This is a genomic window from Roseicyclus mahoneyensis (assembly GCF_003148775.1).
GTDB lineage: Bacteria > Pseudomonadota > Alphaproteobacteria > Rhodobacterales > Rhodobacteraceae > Roseicyclus > Roseicyclus mahoneyensis.
This window is the reverse complement of the sequence record NZ_QGGW01000001.1, coordinates 989,380-1,006,152: the sequence shown is the minus strand read 5'-3', so window position 1 is coordinate 1,006,152 and position 16,773 is coordinate 989,380. Positions and strand designations below refer to the sequence as shown.

Here is a 16,773-nt window from a genome sequence, read left to right as displayed (position 1 = left end):
GCTCATGATTTCATTGCACTGGCGCTGGGTGACAGCACAAGGGCCACGGCCCCCGGCAGGCTGGAGGCCAAAAAGACAAGGCCGAAGGCGACACTGGCCGCCAGACCTTCGGCGGCAGCGATGCCCGCGACGGGCAAGATCGCCGCCGCCGCCCCTTCACGCAGGCCCCAGCCGCTGACGGTGATCGGGACGAGCATGGTGAACAAGATCAGCGGCACCAGCGCCAGCGCATCCGTGACTGGCAGATCGGCTCCGATGGCGCGGACGCAAAAGGCGAAAGCCGCGATATTGGCCAAGGCGATCGCAAGGCTCAGCCCCAGTTGCCGCCCCAGCACCCTCCGCCCCGTCATCGCCCGCGCAAATCCGCGCCCCAGATCGCCAAGACCCCGTCCCATGCGCCCGGGCAGCACATGCGCCGCAAGCCACAGCACGGCGGGCAGCGCCAGCCCGGCAAGGACAAGGCCGGCCACCGGCACGACCAGCCAGCCCGGCCAGACGAGCCCGCCCGGCGCGGCCAGCGTTGCTCCAAACGCCAGTGCCATGACGGCGAAGATGGCGATCTGGCCGGCCAGCCGTTCATAGACCACGGCCTGCCCCGAGGCGAGCAACCCTGCCTGCGCGCGTGCCCTGAGCGCGCGCCCCGCATCTCCCAGAACGCCGCCGGGCAAGGTCTGGTTCACGATCTGCGACAGATAGTATTCGCGCACTGCCGTCCGCCGATCAATCACGATGCCCAATTGTCGCGCCGTCAGCCGCCAGCGCAACGCCGACAGGACGGTCTGCAGGCTCAAGGTGAGCAGCGCCGCCATCAGCCACAGCGGATCGGCACCTGCCAGCCTGCGCGCGGCCTCGGCCCCGTCGGCGGCGTGCCAGAGCCACACCAGCATCGCCAGCGCGACCGTGATCTGGACGGTGCGGATCAGGGCAGGGGGGATGGGCGGGCGCTGGCGCATGGCTCAGCTCTCGGCCCCGGGAGGGACGGTGGTGGTGAAGGACCCGAGGATCATGTCGCGCAGCCGGTCCATCCCGGTCACCGGCGCGTCGGGGCGCGGGATCAGGCCGGGTGACAGGCCCCAGCCGTCCGTCAGCGCCACCAGATGCGCGGGGCCGATCACATGGATCGGCACGTCGCGCCGGTCATCGAGCGCGATGAACCCCGCCGCCTGATGATCGCCCAACACGATCATCAGCGGCGGGTCCTCGGCATGGCGGGTGGCGTAGGACAGAACGTTTTGCAGCGCATAATCCACCGCCAGCCGGTATTGCGCGCGCACCCTGTCGCGGTCGCGCCAGACCACATCGGGCGGATCGCCCGCCTGCGCCATGGCGTCGAAGATGCGGCCATCGCCGATGGCGTCCCAATCCACCATCTCGGGCACCGGGACCCAAGGCGCGTGCGACGAGCCGGTGGCGATCTGGATGAACAGGTGCCTATCGCCCGACCGATCACGCGGCCTGTCGCGCAACAGCCTGTCCATCGCGGCGAAGGTGAACTGGTCGGGCATCGTCACCCAGTTGAAATTCATCCCACCATAGCCTAGATCGGCCGCCGCCAGCACCGTGTCGAAGCCCATGAGCCCGCTTTCGGGCCAGTCGAGCGTGATCTGCGGCATCACCGCGGCGGTGTGGAAGCCCGCGTCCTGCGCCAGATGGAACAGCGTCTGCCGCCCCGAGGCGAGCGCCGCGCCATAGCGCGTCTGCCCGTCGACCCACAGGCCGTTAGCGAAGGTCGCATGCGCCAGCCAGCTTTGACCGCCCCGCGTGGGCGAGGCGACAAACCCCGAGGCCATGGCCAGCCCGCGCGCCGTCAGATCGGCCTCGCCCGCCTGCAATGTCGCCCGATGCAGATCGGCGTACAGGGCCGTGTCCATGCTGGTGCGCCCGTAGCTTTCCACAAAGACCACGATCACGTCGCGGTCGATCTGGTCGAACAGGCCCACAGCGCCTGACCAAGGGTCGGCGGCGGCGGCGGCCTCGAAGGCGCGCAGGTCGGCCAGCGTTGCGCGCGCCATCTGCCAGCGCTCGACCCCGACGCGCGCAGTGAAGGCCGCGCCGGGCGGCGCTGCGGGCAGGGTCCAGCGGCCCATGGTGCCCCCGATCTCGGCCGTGGCGACGCCCGCCGACAGGACCGCCGCGATGGCCAGACCGCCGCGCGCCAACGGTCGTGCGACGCGCACCCCCGCCCAGACCCCGGTCGCCCACCACAATGCTGCCGCAACCCCTGCGACGGCCAGCAGGGCGCCAAGTCCCACAAGCCCCGTCAGCACCGGCCCGATCGCCCCGACCAGCAGTCGCATCCCCGCCTCGATCAGCGCAAGGTCAGCGACCGGGTTGAAGCCGCGCGCCAGAGCCGTGAACATGGCGAAATCCGCCGCCTTCAGCACTGCGATCAGCATCAACACGGCGACCAGCGCGCCGCGCACGAGCTGGCCCGCGCGCCCGTCCCCCAGCGCCACCAACCCCAGCACGATGACCGGCAACTCCAGCGGGAAAAGCCCCAGCGCGCCCCATGTCATCGCGGCAGGATGATTGGGCTGAACCAACAAGATGTGAAGGACCAGCGTGGCGAGGATCAGGCGCAGGGCAGGGCGGATCGGCAAGGCGCTCAAGGTTTCGTCCGCCACAGCCACAAGATATCCCGTCCGAAGGACCAGATCAGGGCCGCCGCCACCAGCGCCACCACGGGATTTGCAACGCTTGCGGCCACCAGCGGCAGTTGCAGCGCGATCAATGTGGCGATCTGCAACACGCAGACCAGCTTGCGGCTGAAGCGCTCGGGTGCTGCGCGGTCGAGCCATGGCAGCGCGCGGGCCGCCAGCGCGAAGGCGTAGCGCGGCAGCCCGATCAGCAGCACGATGGCCCCCGCCGTGCCCGCCGCCCAAGCGTTGAGCGCGAGGATGAGCGCAAGCGCGCTGTCCACCTCCATGTCGAACCTTGCGCCGAAATCGGACGACAGCCCGTCACGCCGCGCGAGCCAGCCGTCGAGACCGTCAAGCCCCAGAGCCAGGGCGGCAATGGCAAAGACCACCCAAGGCGCGGCGCTTCCCGCGAGCGGCGCCAGAAGCGCCGAGGTGAGCGCCAGACGGGCCAGCGTCACCTTGTTGCACAGCCCGATGCTGTCATGCGGAAAGCCGCGGCGCAAAAGGACAAGGACAAGGGCGAGACCGACCGTGTAGCCCGCAAAGGACAAGCCTATGGCGCGCGCCTCCGCGCCCACCAGCGCGAAGGCCGCAAGCCCCACGACAGCCGCCCCGACAGCCCCGTACAGCACAAGCTGACCACCCGGCGTGCGCAGGCTGGATGCGAGCGACCGGCGCGTCACGCGGGGAAGGTCGGGATTGATCTGGTCCATGAAGCCGAGTCTAGCTTGGCGGGTCAACTGTCAAGGTCCTGTCACAATCCTTGAAGCTCTGACCGGTGGCCCTAACTGCTGTTGCGCAAAGGATGAGCACGACATGAGCGAACCGCGATATTCTATGCCGTCCCGCCTGATCCACTGGGTCATGGCTCTGCTCATCTTGCTGACCATCCCGGCGGGGATGGTCATGGTCCAGCCGGGTCTGGACCGCGGGTTGCAAAATACGCTGTTCATCTTTCACAAGAACATTGGCGTGGCCTTGCTTGCGCTGGTGGTCTTGCGCGCCGCGTGGCGACTTGGCCATCCCGCACCGCCCTTGCCTGCAACGGTTCCGGGGTGGCAGGCACGCATCGCCGGGCTGAGCCATATGGCGCTCTATGCGCTGATGGTCACGCTGCCTGTGGCGGGCTATGTCCGCGTGAAGGCCGGGGGCTTTCCGATCGAGACCCTTGATGCGCTCGGCATACCGTCGCTGGTGCCGCGATCCGACGCGCTGGCCGAGGTCGCAAAGACCATCCATTACGGGGCGGGACTTGCCATCGTCGCCGTGCTGGCCGCCCATATCGGAGCCGCCTTGTTTCACGGCATCGTGAAGCGCGATGGCGTGTTTTCGCGCATCTGGCCGCCGGTCGGTGGTAAAGGCCGCTAGGAGGTCCTTGCATCCGCCAATGCTTGGGATAGATGCCGCGGCGCAGCGACGCCAAAGGCGTTGAGTCGCACGTTTTTTTCCCAGAAAGGCCACTTTCCATCATGTCTCTCGCCGAAAGCCATATCGGACCGTTCGTCGGACCGCGCCCTGCCGGGCGACACTGGCATCTATGGGCCTATGCGGCCCTGACGGCGATGCTGGCGGGGGGGCTGGTGACGGCGGTGGCGCTGTCGGTCACGGAGTGGACGTTTGCCTCGGGTCTGGCGCTCGTCCTCGTGACACTCAGCGCGATCTGGATCTCGGGTGGCGCCGCGACAGCGGTTCTGGGGCTGCTGTTGCCCGCGCGCGCGGTGCGGGCGCTTCCTGCAGGCTGGTTGCCGCAGGGCAGCACGGCCGTGCTGGTCACGCTGTGTGGCGAGGAGGCGACCCCGCTGGCTGCGGCTCTCGCCGATCTGCGGCGCGGGCTGGACCGTCTGGGGCTGCATCACAAGGCGCAGATCTTCGTGCTGTCCGACACCTCTCGTGACGACAAGATCGCGGCCGAGGAGGCGGCGCTGGCCCCGCTGATGGCGGATGGGCGCGTGATCTACCGCCGCCGCGCCGTCAACACGGGTCGCAAACCCGGCAACATCGCCGACTGGCTGCACAGCCACGGCGACCGTTTCGCTTATATGATGGTGCTCGATGCCGACAGCCGGATGAGCGCGGACCGCATCCGCGCCCTGATCCACAGCCTCGAGACGCGGCCGCGCACGGGCCTGTTGCAAGCGGGCATGACGCTGGTGCCCGCGCAAAGCCGCTTCGGGCGCCACCAGCGCCTGTCGGCACGGCTTCTCTCGCCCAATTTCGGGCGCGGGATGGCGGCATGGTCGGGCGAGGCGGGCAACTATTGGGGCCATAACGCGATCATGCGCGTGGTGGCCTTTCGCAGCGCCGCCGATCTGCCGGTCCTGTCTGGCCCCGCGCCTTTTGGCGGCGTGCCGCTGAGCCATGATTTCGTCGAAGCGGCGTGGATCGTGCGCGCGGGCTGGGCGGTGGAGCTTGACCCCGCCACCGCCGGCAGCGCCGAGGACGGGCCCCAAACGCTCGCCGAATTTCACCGCCGGGACCGGCGCTGGTGTCAGGGCAACCTTCAGCATGTGCGCCTTCTGGGCGAGCCCGGCCTCGATCCGCTCAGCCGGGTGCATTTCGCCTCGGGCATCATGGGCTATCTGGCCGCGCCGATCTGGCTGGCGCTGCTGGCGCTGTTCGGCTCCGGGGCTGTCCCGGTCAGCGGGCCGCTGCCCTTTGCCCTGATCGTTTCGGTCTTGCTCTTGCCCAAGCTCTGCGCGCTGGCGGTCTGGATGGTAAGGGCGCGCGGCATGGCGCGGCGGCTGGTTTTCTTGCGGGCCGGGTTGGTCGAACTGGTGGTGTCGACGCTGGTCGCACCCCTTATCATGCTGCGCCAGAGCGGGGCGGTCGCCTCGGTCCTGATCGGGCGCGATTGCGGCTGGAAATCGGGCAAAGCCGCCCGCCGCGCCCTGCCCAAGGGCCTGCCCGAGGCGGTGACGGGCGTGGCGCTCATGGCGTTGGCGGTGGCGGCGGGTCAGGCCGCAGCGGTCTGGTGGCTTGTCCCCGTCGCCTTGCCGCTGGTCGCCGCACCCGTGCTGGTGCCCGTGCTGGACGGCGTTGCATGATCGCCCGGCGCTTGGTGATCTCGGGCGCTCTGGCCGCGGTCATGATGGCGCCGGGTCTGCGCCTGCGGGCCGACAGCTTGCCCGATGCGGCCCCGCCCAGTTTGCTGGAGGCGGCGCGCGCGCTGGCGGCAACGCCCTACACCCCCGGCACTGGCATGCTGCCGCCGCCCTTTGCGGGGCTGAGCTATGACGCCTATCGCGGCATCCGCCCGATCCCCGGACGGGCCGCGATCTTGCCGCATGGCCCGCGTTTCGCTGTCGATCTTTTGCCGCCGGGCCTGTTCTTTCCCGATCCGGTGACCGTCGACCTGCCTGCGGACGGTGGCTTTGCCCCGGTGCCGCTGACGCCAGACCTGTTCGATTTCGACGCGCGCTATTTCGATGCCATCCCCGACACCGCCCCCGGGGCCGGGTTCTCCGGCCTGCGGCTGCGCCATCCGCTGAACGCGCCCGACCTGCTGGACGAGGTTCTGGTGGTGCAGGGTGCGAGCTATTTCCGCGCCATCGGGCAGGCCATGGTCTACGGCCTGTCGGCGCGCGCCGTGGCGCTGGGCACCGGCGGCGCCGCGCCCGAGGAATTCCCCCGCTTCACCCATCTGCGCCTTCATCCCGCCCAAGGCGATGCCGTCCGGCTGGAGGCGGTGATCGACAGCCCCTCGCTTGCGGGGCATCTGGACATGGTGCTGCGCCCGGGCCTTGATACGGTGATGGAGGTTGCGGTGACGATCCTGACGCGCCGCGAGATCGCCGATATCGGCGTGGCGCCGCTGACCTCGATGTATCTCAAGGGGCCGATGCGCGCCGCCGTGTCGGATGATTTCCGGCCCCGCGTGCATGACAGCGATGTGCTGGTGATCGACAATGGCGCGGGCGAAACGCTGTGGCGGCCCATCGCCAACCCGGCCCGGGTCGAGACCTCGGTCTTCGTCGATGACGGCCCGGCGGGGTTCGGACTGTGGCAGACGCCGCGCGATTTCGAGGACTTTGAGGACAGCGAGGCGCGCTATCACGACCGCCCTTCGGCCTATGTCGAGGCGCTGACCGATTGGGGCCGGGGTGGGGTGGTGCTGGTGGAAATCCCGACCGGCGACGAGTTCATGGACAATATCGTGGCCTTCTGGCGGCCCGAGGCGCCGCTGGCGGCGGGCAGCGAGCATCGCTTTGCCTATCGCTTGACATGGACGCGGGCCGCGCCGTTTGCCGGTCACGCCCTGCCTGTACGCCAAAGCCGCAGCGGGCGCGAGCATGACCGCCCCGGCACGCGGCGCTTCGTGGTGGATTTCGCGGGCACGGGCGAGGAGTTGGGCGTCGATTTGTCGGCCAGCGCGGGCGTGGTGTCGGGCGCCAGCCTGTTCGCGCTGCCCGAGGGGCGCGGCACGCGCGTGACCTTCTTGTTGGCACCCGAGGGCGTGGACCTTGCCGATCTGCGGCTGGTCTTGCGCGATGGAGGCGGTGTGGCGGTCAGCCCGGTCTGGATCTACCGCTGGACCCGGGCGCGCGACGGCGGGGTCTAGCGGGGCAGGGCGATCGTCGCCCGCAAGGGCCGGTGGTCGGAGGCCATGCGGATGCCCGGCCCGTCCAGCACCTCGCAGGCGATGACGCGGGCGGGTGGCGTCACCAACACCCGGTCGAGCGGCAGGAACGGGCGGCGCACCGGAAAGGTGGCGTGCGCGGGCCCCGACAGCGGCAAGCCCGTCACCCGCCGCGACAGCGCCAGACCGCCCCATGGCCGCCATTCGTTTAGATCGCCTGCAAGGACGGTCACCCGTGCTTCGCGCCGGAACAGATGCTGGCCCAGCGTCCGCATCTGCGCCACCCGCAGCCCTTGCGCCAGTGACAGGTGAAGCCCGACCAGCCGCAATGCCCGACCCTCGTTGATGAAATCGACGATGACCGCGCCCCGGTGGCAATGGCCGGGCAGGTCTATCAAGGTGACATCCTCGACCCGCGCATCGGGGTGCAGGAACACGATCGTGCCCAGAAAGCCGTGGCTTTGCGCGCCCCACCTGTGCGTGCCATCGGTATGCACAGGGACCAGCCCGGTGTCGCGTGTGACCCGCTGCAGGTCGAGAAAGCCGCGATGCGGCGGGCAGTCCTCGTCGGCTTCTTGCAAGATCAGCGCGTCGGGCGCCCCGGTCGCCACCTCCTCGCGCAGAACCCGCGCGGTGCGGGCCGGGTCGATCACGCCGTCATTGCCGCGCCCGCGGTGGATGTTCCAGCTGACGCAGGAAAACTCTGCTGCTGTCGTGGTCACGCCTGTCTGATCCTTTTGCGGCCCCGACCCGCCGATCGCCACACCCTGCAGATAACGCCGCGTCGGGTCCGATCAAGCGCGGCGACCGATGCGGCGGTCGGGCAGGCTGTGGCCCGGTCACGCTTTTTTTCCTTGGACTGCCATCGTCAAGGCTATGTATGGGGCAAGGCGGTCGTGCCGGCCGCGGGGCAAGATGGCGGAAGATGCGATGAAATTGCTCAGACAAGGCCTGCTGACATTGGTCGCGCTTGCCGCGGCGCTTGCCATCTGGGTGGTCTATGTGCCGTCGGCCGCACCCTATCTGGAGCGCGCGGGCGTCTATGACCTGCTGGGCCTCGAGCCGCCCGCCCCGGCCGAGCAGGCGGGCGGGCGCGGTTTTGGCGGCGGCACGGCGCGGGTCGTGGTGGCGGCCGCCGAGACCGGACAGGCCAATGCGCGCGTCACGGCGATCGGCGACGGGCGGGCGCTGCGCTCGGTCACCGTGCGGGCCGAAGCGACCGGGATGATCCGCGAGCTCGCCGTCAGCCCCGGCACCTATGTCGAGGCGGGCGCGCTGGTGGCACAACTTGACGATGACGCCGAGCGCATCGCGCTGGAGCGCGCGCGGCTGATGGTGCTGGACGCCACGCGCAACCTTGAACGGTCCCAACAGCTTAGCGCGTCCGGTGCCGTGTCGGCGGTGCAGATCCGCGAGGCAGAACTGGCGCTGCGCACGGCCGAGCTGGCGGTCGAACAGGCCGAATTCGATCTGGGCCAGCGCCGGATCACCGCGCCAATCGCGGGTTGGGCGGGCCTTCTGGAGGTGTCGCAGGGCGACCGGATCGGCCCGCAGGATGCAATTGCCGTTCTGACCGACCGCTCCAGCATCCAGATCGATTTCCGCGTGCCCGAACGCTTCATCGGGCAGCTGTCCGTCGGAATGACCATCGAGGTGACGACGCTGGCGCGCCCCGACCATCTGCTGGAAGGTCAGATCGTCGCGCTCGACAATGTGGTCGACCGTTCCAGCCGCACGCTGCGGGTGCAAGGGCAGGTCGCCAACACCGACGACAGCCTGCGCGCGGGACAGGCGTTTTCGGTCGCGCTGAGCTTTCCTGGCGACACGCTGCCCTCGGTCGATCCCTTGGCGATCCAGTGGTCGGGCGACGGGTCCTATGTCTGGGTCGCGCGCGAGGACGCGGCGGTGCGCATTCCGGTCACGATCCGCCAGCGCAACAGCGACAGCGTGCTGGTCGAGGGCGATCTGAACGCAGGGGATCAGGTGATCATCGAGGGCGTGCAGACCCTGCGCCCGGGCGCCCCGGTCGAGATTGTGGAAAGCGGTGCGTCGGCGGAGGCGCGCCCGACCCGCGAACAAGATGCCTGAGACGGGGGCAGGGCGATGAAACAGGCAGCGGCAGAACGCGCAGGGCAATCGGGCACGGCCATCTTCGTGCGCCGCCCGATCCTTGCCTTCGTGTTGAGCGCGCTGATCGTCATCGCGGGTCTTGCAAGCCTTCTGGGCGTCGAGGTGCGCGAACTGCCCGATGTCGACCGGCCGGTGATCTCGGTCAGTACCGATTTTCCCGGCGCAGCACCCGAAACCGTCGATCAGGAGGTGACCAGCCGCATCGAGGGCGCGGTGGGCCGGGTCGCGGGTGTGCGGTCGATCTCGTCGAACTCGCGCTTCGGGCGCAGCCGGGTGACACTGGAATTCGCCGAAGGCGCCGATATCGACGTGGCCGCCACGGATGTGCGCGATGCCGTGGCGCGCATCGCCAACGCCCTGCCCGACGGGGCCGAGACGCCGCGCATCGTCAAGGCCGATGCCGACGCGCAGCCCGTGCTGCGCATTGCCGTCACCTCGGCCACGCGCAGCGCGCAGGATCTGACGCGGCTGGTGGAGGAGGAAATCGCCGACCGGCTGGTTTCCATCGAAGGGGTGGCCGATCTGCAGGTCTACGGCGACCGCTCGCCGATCTTTCGGGTCGACATCGACCTGATGGAACTGGCCAGCCGCGGCCTGACGCTGGCGGATTTGCGCGCGACCTTGGCCGATGTGGCCTTTGACGCGCCTGCGGGCGATCTGCGCGGGGCCCGGCAGTCGATCAACGTGCGCACCACCGCCACCGTCGCCTCGCCCGAGGCCTTCGAGGCATTGCAGATCCGCGACAATGTCCGGGTCGGCGATGTGGCCCGCGTCACGCTGGGCCCGGCACCGAATGAATCCATCCTGCGTGCCAATGGCGAGACGGGCCTTGGCCTTGGCATCGTGCGGCAGGCCACCAGCAACACGCTGGCGATTTCCGAGGGGGTGCGCGCGGCGGTGGAGCAGTTGCGCGCCTCGCTGCCCGAGGATGTGGATATCTTCATCACCTCGGACGACGCGGTGTTCATCAGCGGCTCGATTTCCGAGGTGGTCAAGACGCTGCTGCTGGCCGTGGCCATCGTGGTCGTAGTGATCTTTCTGTTCCTGCGCGATGTCCGCGCCACCATGATCCCGGCGCTGACCATGCCTGTCGCGCTGATCGGCACCTTGGCCGCGATCTATCTGGTGGGCTTTTCGGTCAACATCCTGACGCTTCTGGCGCTGGTGCTGGCGACCGGCATGGTCGTGGATGACGCCATCGTGGTCTTGGAAAACATCGTGCGACGCCGGGGCGAGGGGATGGGGCCGCGCGCCGCCGCCGTGCTGGGCACGCAGCAGGTGTTCTTTGCCGTCGTGACCACCACGGCGACGCTGGCGGCGGTGTTCATCCCGCTGTCGTTTCTGCCCGGGCAGGCGGGGGGGCTGTTCCGCGAGTTCGGCTTTACGCTGGCGATGGCCGTCGGCCTCTCCTCGGTGGTGGCGCTGTCGCTTTGTCCCGTGCTGGCAAGCCGCCTGTTGCAGGCGGATGATGCGGCCGAGGCATCGGGCGGGTTCTTTGGCTGGCTGGGCGATCGTCTGGCCGCGCTTTATGCCGCGACGCTGCGGGTTGCGCTCGACAATGCGCTGGTCGTGGTCGTGATCGCGCTCCTCTTTTCAGCGACCGCCGTGATGATGGCCGGCGGCATAAGGCAGGAACTGACCCCGCCCGAGGACCGGGCCGTGGCGCTCTTGTCGGTCAGCGCGCCGCAAGGTGTATCGCTGGAATATACGGCGGCCAAGATGCGCGAGATCGAGGCGCTGATGCAGCCCCTGCGCGACAGCGGCGAGATCACGAACCTGTTTTCGATCACCGGCACCGGGTCCAATTCGCGCGGTTTCATGGTGATGACGCTGGCCCATTGGAACGACCGCGCGCGCAGCCAGCAAGAGATCGTGGGCCAGATCAACGGTGCCCTGCGCGAGTTGGTGGGCGTGCGCGCCTTTGCCATCCAGCCCAATTCGCTGGGCATTCGCGGCGCGGGGCGCGGCCTGACCTTTGCGGTCACCGGCAATGATTACGCCCAGTTGGAACAGGTGGCGGGCGATCTGGTCGCGCGGATGCAGGAAAATCCCGGTTTCGGGCAGGTGCGGCTCGAATACGAGACGACCCAGCCGCAGCTTTTCATCGAGATCGACCGCACCCGCGCCTCCGACCTCGGCGTCGAGATCGCGGGTCTGGGCGAGGCGCTGCGCGCGGTGCTGGACGGGCGCAGCGTCGGCACGGTGTTTCTGGATGACACCAGCTACGACATCCAGATGCTGTCGACCGCCAATCCGGTCAATGACCCGGGCGATCTTGAGAATGTCTTCGTGCAATCCGGCGACGGCCTGATGATCCCGATGTCCTCCTTCGTGCGGCTGCAAGAACGCGCGGTCGCCCCCGAACTGGAACGCGAAGGGCAGAACCGGTCGGTCGAGATCTCGGCGGGGCTGACCGACGACCTGCCGCTGGGCACGGCGCTGGCCGAGGTTCAAAGCCTCGCCGCCGAGGTGCTGGAGCCGCAAAACCAGATCGTGCCGCTGGCCGAGGCGGCGACGCTCGATGAAACCTCGGCCGGGCTTTTGCTGACCTTCGGCTTTGCGATCCTCGTGGTGTTTCTTGTGCTGTCGGCCCAGTTCGAAAGCTTCGTTTCGGCCGTCGTCGTGATGGCAACCGTCCCCGTGGGCATCGCCTGCGCGATCTTCGCGCTGGTGCTGACCGGCCTCAGCCTTAACATCTACAGCCAGATCGGGCTGGTGATGTTGATCGGCATCATGGCCAAGAACGGCATCTTGATCGTGGAGTTTGCCAACCAGCTGCGCGACGGCGGGGCCTCGGTGCGCGATGCGATCCTCGACGCCAGCACGATCCGCCTGCGGCCGGTGATGATGACGATGATCTCGACCGTGTTGGGCGGCGTGCCGCTGATCTTGTCCTTCGGCGCGGGCGCCGAGGCGCGCGAGGCCTTGGGCTGGATCATCGTCGGGGGGCTCGGGCTGGCGACCGTTTCGACGCTTTATCTCACGCCGGTGGCCTATCTGCTGCTGGCAGGCCTGTCCAAGCCCAAGGCCGAGGAAGAGGCGCGCCTGATGCGGGAACTTGACGCCGCCACCGCAGCTTCGCCAAACCCGGCCGAGTGAACTTGGTGCGGATCGGCACGGCCTTTCGTCTTTCACATTGCGGATCGCCTCTTTTGGTTCGGGAACGGATCGCGCGCGGCCTCAAAGATGCGCACCCCAAGCCCCGGTTGCGGCGCGCGCAGTCAAGGAACGTCGGCGCGCCCGTGCCACAATTGTCAATCCGATCCGTCTGAAAAGGGCCGCATGCCCGACCGCTGAGCCGCAGGCTCTACCCCATATGGGGGTGGCCTGCGGCGGGCAGGACCTGTTTCGTGAAGGCTGTATTTTCAGCCCGGGAACGCCCCCATGCGCCGCATTTTCCGCACTTGGCTTTGGCTCGCAACAGCCTTTCTTTTGGCGACCGCGCCGGTGCGTGCGCAAGAACAGCCCAACCTCATCATCGTGCTCGACGGGTCCGGCTCCATGTGGGGGCAGGTGGATGGAAGGACCAAGATCGACCTTGCCCGCGAGGCGCTGAGCCAGGTGCTGTCCGAGGCTACGGCCGAGATGCAGATCGGTATGCTTGCCTATGGCCACCGGGTCCGCGGGCAGTGCAGCGACATCGAGCTGATGGTGCCGACCGGCCCGGCGGGCGCCAGCGTGCCCGCCATTCTCGGCGCCGCGGGGCGGATCAGCCCGCTGGGCATGACGCCGCTGACGGAGTCGGTGCTGCAGGCGGCCCAACAGCTCAGGTTCTCCGAACAGGCGGCCACGGTCGTGCTGCTGACCGACGGGGTGGAGACCTGCGGCGGTGACCCCTGCGCGCTGGGGCGGATGCTGGAAAGCCAAGGCATCGACTTCACCGCCCATGTCGTGGGCTTCGACATGACCGACGCGGAGCAGCGCACGGTTGCCTGCCTCGCCGATGAAACGGGGGGCCTGTTCATCGCAGCCAACGATGCCGACGATCTTGCCCGCGCGCTGCGCGAAACCATCATTTCTGCCCCGCTGCCCGATCCCGGCCCGATCCTGCGGCCTGTCAGCCTCACGCTCCGCGACACCGCGGGCGGCGCGCCGATCAACGGCCGCCAGATCGACCTGTTCGTCGAGCCGCAAACCCCCGGCGGCACCGCGCCCGAGGGCCTGCGCGTGACGCAAGACCAGCCGGTGACGGCCACAGGCCAGTTCCTGCCCGGCCTCTACACCGCCTACATCCGCCGCGCGACCGCAGGCTCTACGCCTGTGTCGCTGCAAGTCACTCTCGAGGTGCCCGAGGGCACAGGCCCTCATGCCATCGACCTTGTCATCGGCGCGCGGCTGCGCCTGACGGCAATGGCCCATGCCGGCCTGCCGATGCCGCCCGGTGGCGGCAACCTGCCCTTTGCCGCCTATGGCTCCAGCGCAGGGCGGGCGCATTTCGTGGTCCATCCCGTGATCGACGGCGCGATCGACACCTCGGTCGATTATGGCGGCTGGAACAGCCTCGACGTTGCCCTGCCGCCGGGCGACTATTTCATCCGGGGCGGCCTGTCGCGGTCCTTCTCGCGCGAGCGGCTGGTGCGCGTCCTGCCGGGCGAGATCACCGAATATGTCTTCGATTTCGAGGCCGCCCGCGTCTTTGTCGACATCCGCGATGCGCAGGGTTTCCCGGTCGACCGGCTCAGCACCTATTTCTACGATGGCCCCGGCGGCACCGATTTCCTGAACGGTGGCGGTCGCAGCGCCGAAGGCCTGTTGCCCTTCTACCTGCCGGTCGGCACGTGGCGTGTCGACACCGGTGCCACGGGTGGCGGACAGCGCCGCGCGCAGGCGGTTTTTGACGTCACCCGTCCCGGCGAGGATATAACCCTGTCGCTGCGCGAGGGGGCCCGGGCCAATGATGCCGATCTCGCCCGCCTTTCGCCCGGGGTCAGGCCCGGCTGCATTGCCAATCTGGGCGGCGAATACGGCTGTCTGGTCGAGGCCGTGTCGCCCGCTGACTTCCTCCGCCTCGATGGCATCGACCCCGCCAGCGCCGAGGGGCAAGCTGCCCTTGCCCTGAGCTTCACCGGCACGTGGCAAACGTCCAGCGGCCCCGTGGCTCTGGTGCAGGACGGCCGCCGGGTCTGGGGCGACGTGCCCGACGGCGTACTGACCGGCGAGGTTGCCGCCGACGGCCTGACGCTGCGCGGTGTTTGGAGAAACGGGTTGGTCGAGCTGCGCCTCTCCACCGACGGTCAGTCGATGGCCGGGCGCTGGGGCAGGGGGCTCGATCCCAACCTTGGCAATACGGCGATCACCGGGCGGCGGCTCAGCGCAGGCACGCCGCCACTGGCACGCGCCACCGGCACCGAGATGGACCTGCCCGAGGCCTATCGCAACGCCGCCTCGCCCGGGTTCGAGGCGTTCATGGCCCCGGCCCGTGCCCCGGCCATGGCCCCGACCACGCCCGCGTCCGACCCGTCCTTTGCCGGGGTGTGGTCGTCCAGCCACCAGACACTCACGCTCCATCAGCAAGGTCGCCGGGTCTGGGGCGAACGCGCCCGCGGTGTGCTGGAGGGCGAGGTTTCGGCCGATGGTGCCACCCTGCGCGGCACCTGGACCACGGGCGGTGACTGGGGCACGTTCGAATTCGTGCTCGACGCGCAGCGTCAGGCTTTCACCGGGGGCTGGGGCCGCGGCGCCGATCCCGACCTGCGGGGTGGCAGCTGGACCGGCACCCGCCAAACCTACCTTCCGGCCCCCCTGAGCGGACCCGAGGCGACTGCCATGGCTCGCCCACCGGGGGCCTCCGGGCCTGACTTCGATGGGTTCATGCAGGCCGTGCGCGACGCCGATCCGACCCCGGCCCCGACCCCGCCTGCGATCGAGCCGCCCGCGCCGATGCCGACACCCGGCCTTGTCGCGGGGCCCGACCTCAACCCTGGTTTCGCGCCGATCCTGCGCCGCGATTTTGCGGACGCGACCGGGCAAAGCGTTATCAGCATTGCATTTTCGGCGGTCCAGCAAGGCGGCGACACCGGCTCTTACGCCGAAGGTTTCGCATGGCTTCGCGCGGATTGGTGCGGCCCGACCTGCCCGGAAGAAATCCTGCGCGTCGGTGGCCGATACCGCGACGACGTGCCCAACGCATATGTGCGGCTGGACCGCGAAGGGCTGTTCCCGGCCTATTCCGCCGCCATCGGTCAACTGGTGTTCGAGGTCACGCCTACAGGCCTTACCATTCATGGCATCGATGAAATCTATTCGGACGGCGCGCAACTGGGCTTGAACCGCGAACTGATCGCGCGGACCTTCGGCAGCTTTTCTCCTGTGGCGCAGGTGCCCCCCGGCATGACCGGCTGGCCCGCGCTGCCGGGCGGGGCAGGGGGCGTGCTGATCGACCCGGCACCCATGCCGGTCGCCGATCCCGTCACCATCGGCACCATCGACGTGCTGCCCATCGGTGTCTTCGCCTCCGTCATCGTCCCCGAGAGCGTCCCCCTCGGCCTGGCCTTCGACAGCCTTTTCACCGACAGCGCAGTGCAGGCCGAGCTTGCGGCGGCCTGTGCCGAGAACCCCACGGTGATCTATCCCGACGGTCTCAGCGCCGCGCGGTCGCTCGACCCTGCCGGGGCGGCGCGGGGCGGTTCGCCCTACGAGACGACCTTCCACGAACGCTGCGAGCAATCCGGCCCGATCCTGTCCTGCATCGCCTATGATGGCCCGCCCGAGACGGCTCAGGAGGTCGACCGCTACATCATGCCCGTCACCTCGGGCCCTCGGGGCAGCTTCGCCCTCTCGTTTGAGGGCGAACGCTACCTGCACCGTGCCTGTTTCGGGCCCGACGGGTTCCAGTCCGCCAGCCAGATGGCCCCGGACGGCGTGCCCATGTGGCAGCATGTGGTCGCCCGCGCCGATGGCGGCCCGGGCCTGACCATCACCCCCGATGGCCAGTTCATCGGAACCGAGGCAGGCGGCACGCCTGGCCCCGCGCCCGTCCCCGCGCCTGCGCCCGGCCCGGCACCAGCGCCCATGTCCGGCACCGACTTCACTGCCGCCGCAGGCATCTGGTCGCCCGAGGCCCCCACGGCGGAACATGCCGCCTCCTGCTACGACGCACCCGCAGTCCTGCACCCCGACGGGCGGATGTTCGTCTTCTCCGAAGGCCTCGACGCGGCGGGGCTTCCCTTGCCCGACACCGATTATCTGTCCTGCACCTCGATGCAGGACTGCCGGGTCGTGACGCGCGAAGGGTTCCCCGCGCCCTCCATGCAAGGTGTCGTCCTGTCGCTCGATCTGCGCGCCCCCGACACGCTAGCCGTCTGCGCCACCGGGCAGGGCTGCCGCACCCTGCTGCGCTGCGATCCGATGGAATGGTCGGCGCGTGAACAGGCCAGCGGCCTTGCCGACCGCTGGATGGAGCGGGTGATGTCGCGCTGATGCGGGGTC

General features: G+C 69.0%; 10 protein-coding genes. 6 read left to right on the top strand and 4 right to left on the bottom strand.

Annotation, left to right across the window (positions count from 1 at the left end; genetic code table 11):
* Window positions 1-2: 2 nt before the first annotated feature.
* From C7455_RS04905 to C7455_RS04895, 3 genes are read right to left on the bottom strand one after another with little or no spacing between them, the layout of a single operon-like run.
* On the bottom strand, window positions 3-953 hold the full coding sequence (locus tag C7455_RS04905) for a lysylphosphatidylglycerol synthase transmembrane domain-containing protein (RefSeq protein ID WP_109665989.1): 951 nt from the start codon (window positions 951-953) through the stop codon (window positions 3-5).
* A gap of 3 nt (window positions 954-956) precedes the next feature.
* A complete protein-coding gene (locus tag C7455_RS04900; RefSeq protein WP_245904213.1) occupies window positions 957-2,624 on the bottom strand; it encodes a sulfatase-like hydrolase/transferase in 1,668 nt (555 codons plus the stop codon).
* A complete protein-coding gene (locus C7455_RS04895; protein ID WP_109665987.1) occupies window positions 2,606-3,352 on the bottom strand; it encodes a CDP-alcohol phosphatidyltransferase family protein in 747 nt (248 codons plus the stop codon). The genes C7455_RS04900 and C7455_RS04895 overlap by 19 nt, the downstream gene beginning before the upstream one ends.
* 103 nt (window positions 3,353-3,455) lie before the next feature.
* Here C7455_RS04895 and C7455_RS04890 point away from each other — a divergent pair, with 103 nt between their 5' ends.
* From C7455_RS04890 to C7455_RS04880, 3 genes are all read left to right on the top strand, one after another.
* Window positions 3,456-4,007 carry a cytochrome b gene (locus C7455_RS04890; RefSeq protein WP_109665985.1) on the top strand — a complete coding sequence of 184 codons (552 nt, stop codon included), beginning with the start codon at window positions 3,456-3,458 and terminating at the stop codon, window positions 4,005-4,007.
* A 101-nt stretch (window positions 4,008-4,108) separates the two neighbouring features.
* Window positions 4,109-5,683, top strand: a complete 1,575-nt coding sequence (gene mdoH / locus C7455_RS04885; RefSeq protein ID WP_109665983.1) for a glucans biosynthesis glucosyltransferase MdoH — start codon at window positions 4,109-4,111, stop codon at window positions 5,681-5,683.
* On the top strand, window positions 5,680-7,197 hold the full coding sequence (locus C7455_RS04880) for an OpgD/OpgG family glucan biosynthesis protein (protein ID WP_109665981.1): 1,518 nt from the start codon (window positions 5,680-5,682) through the stop codon (window positions 7,195-7,197). The genes mdoH and C7455_RS04880 overlap by 4 nt, the downstream gene beginning before the upstream one ends.
* Here C7455_RS04880 and C7455_RS04875 read toward each other — a convergent pair.
* Window positions 7,194-7,937: an endonuclease/exonuclease/phosphatase family protein gene (locus tag C7455_RS04875; RefSeq protein ID WP_245904212.1), complete on the bottom strand. Its 744-nt coding sequence runs from the start codon at window positions 7,935-7,937 to the stop codon at window positions 7,194-7,196. The genes C7455_RS04880 and C7455_RS04875 overlap by 4 nt on opposite strands.
* A gap of 208 nt (window positions 7,938-8,145) precedes the next feature.
* On the opposite strand from C7455_RS04875, the gene C7455_RS04870 reads away from it, so the two are divergent.
* The 3 genes from C7455_RS04870 (at window position 8,146) to C7455_RS04860 (ending at window position 16,764) form a co-directional block, all read left to right on the top strand.
* Window positions 8,146-9,303, top strand: a complete 1,158-nt coding sequence (locus C7455_RS04870; protein WP_109666197.1) for an efflux RND transporter periplasmic adaptor subunit — start codon at window positions 8,146-8,148, stop codon at window positions 9,301-9,303.
* Between the two features lie 15 nt (window positions 9,304-9,318).
* Window positions 9,319-12,444: an efflux RND transporter permease subunit gene (locus tag C7455_RS04865; RefSeq protein WP_109665980.1), complete on the top strand. Its 3,126-nt coding sequence runs from the start codon at window positions 9,319-9,321 to the stop codon at window positions 12,442-12,444.
* A 285-nt stretch (window positions 12,445-12,729) separates the two neighbouring features.
* Window positions 12,730-16,764: a vWA domain-containing protein gene (locus C7455_RS04860; RefSeq protein WP_109665978.1), complete on the top strand. Its 4,035-nt coding sequence runs from the start codon at window positions 12,730-12,732 to the stop codon at window positions 16,762-16,764.
* Window positions 16,765-16,773 lie beyond the last annotated feature (9 nt).

Bases quoted from the DNA above. Each gene is read 5' to 3' on its own strand.
- C7455_RS04880 (WP_109665981.1), top strand. From the start codon at position 5,680: ATGATCGCCCGGCGCTTGGTGATCTCGGGCGCTCTGGCCGCGGTCATG.
- mdoH (WP_109665983.1), top strand. From the start codon at position 4,109: ATGTCTCTCGCCGAAAGCCATATCGGACCGTTCGTCGGACCGCGCCCT.
- C7455_RS04860 (WP_109665978.1), top strand. From the start codon at position 12,730: ATGCGCCGCATTTTCCGCACTTGGCTTTGGCTCGCAACAGCCTTTCTT.
- C7455_RS04905 (WP_109665989.1), bottom strand. From the start codon at position 953: ATGCGCCAGCGCCCGCCCATCCCCCCTGCCCTGATCCGCACCGTCCAG.
- C7455_RS04895 (WP_109665987.1), bottom strand. From the start codon at position 3,352: ATGGACCAGATCAATCCCGACCTTCCCCGCGTGACGCGCCGGTCGCTC.
- C7455_RS04870 (WP_109666197.1), top strand. From the start codon at position 8,146: ATGAAATTGCTCAGACAAGGCCTGCTGACATTGGTCGCGCTTGCCGCG.
- C7455_RS04890 (WP_109665985.1), top strand. From the start codon at position 3,456: ATGAGCGAACCGCGATATTCTATGCCGTCCCGCCTGATCCACTGGGTC.
- C7455_RS04865 (WP_109665980.1), top strand. From the start codon at position 9,319: ATGAAACAGGCAGCGGCAGAACGCGCAGGGCAATCGGGCACGGCCATC.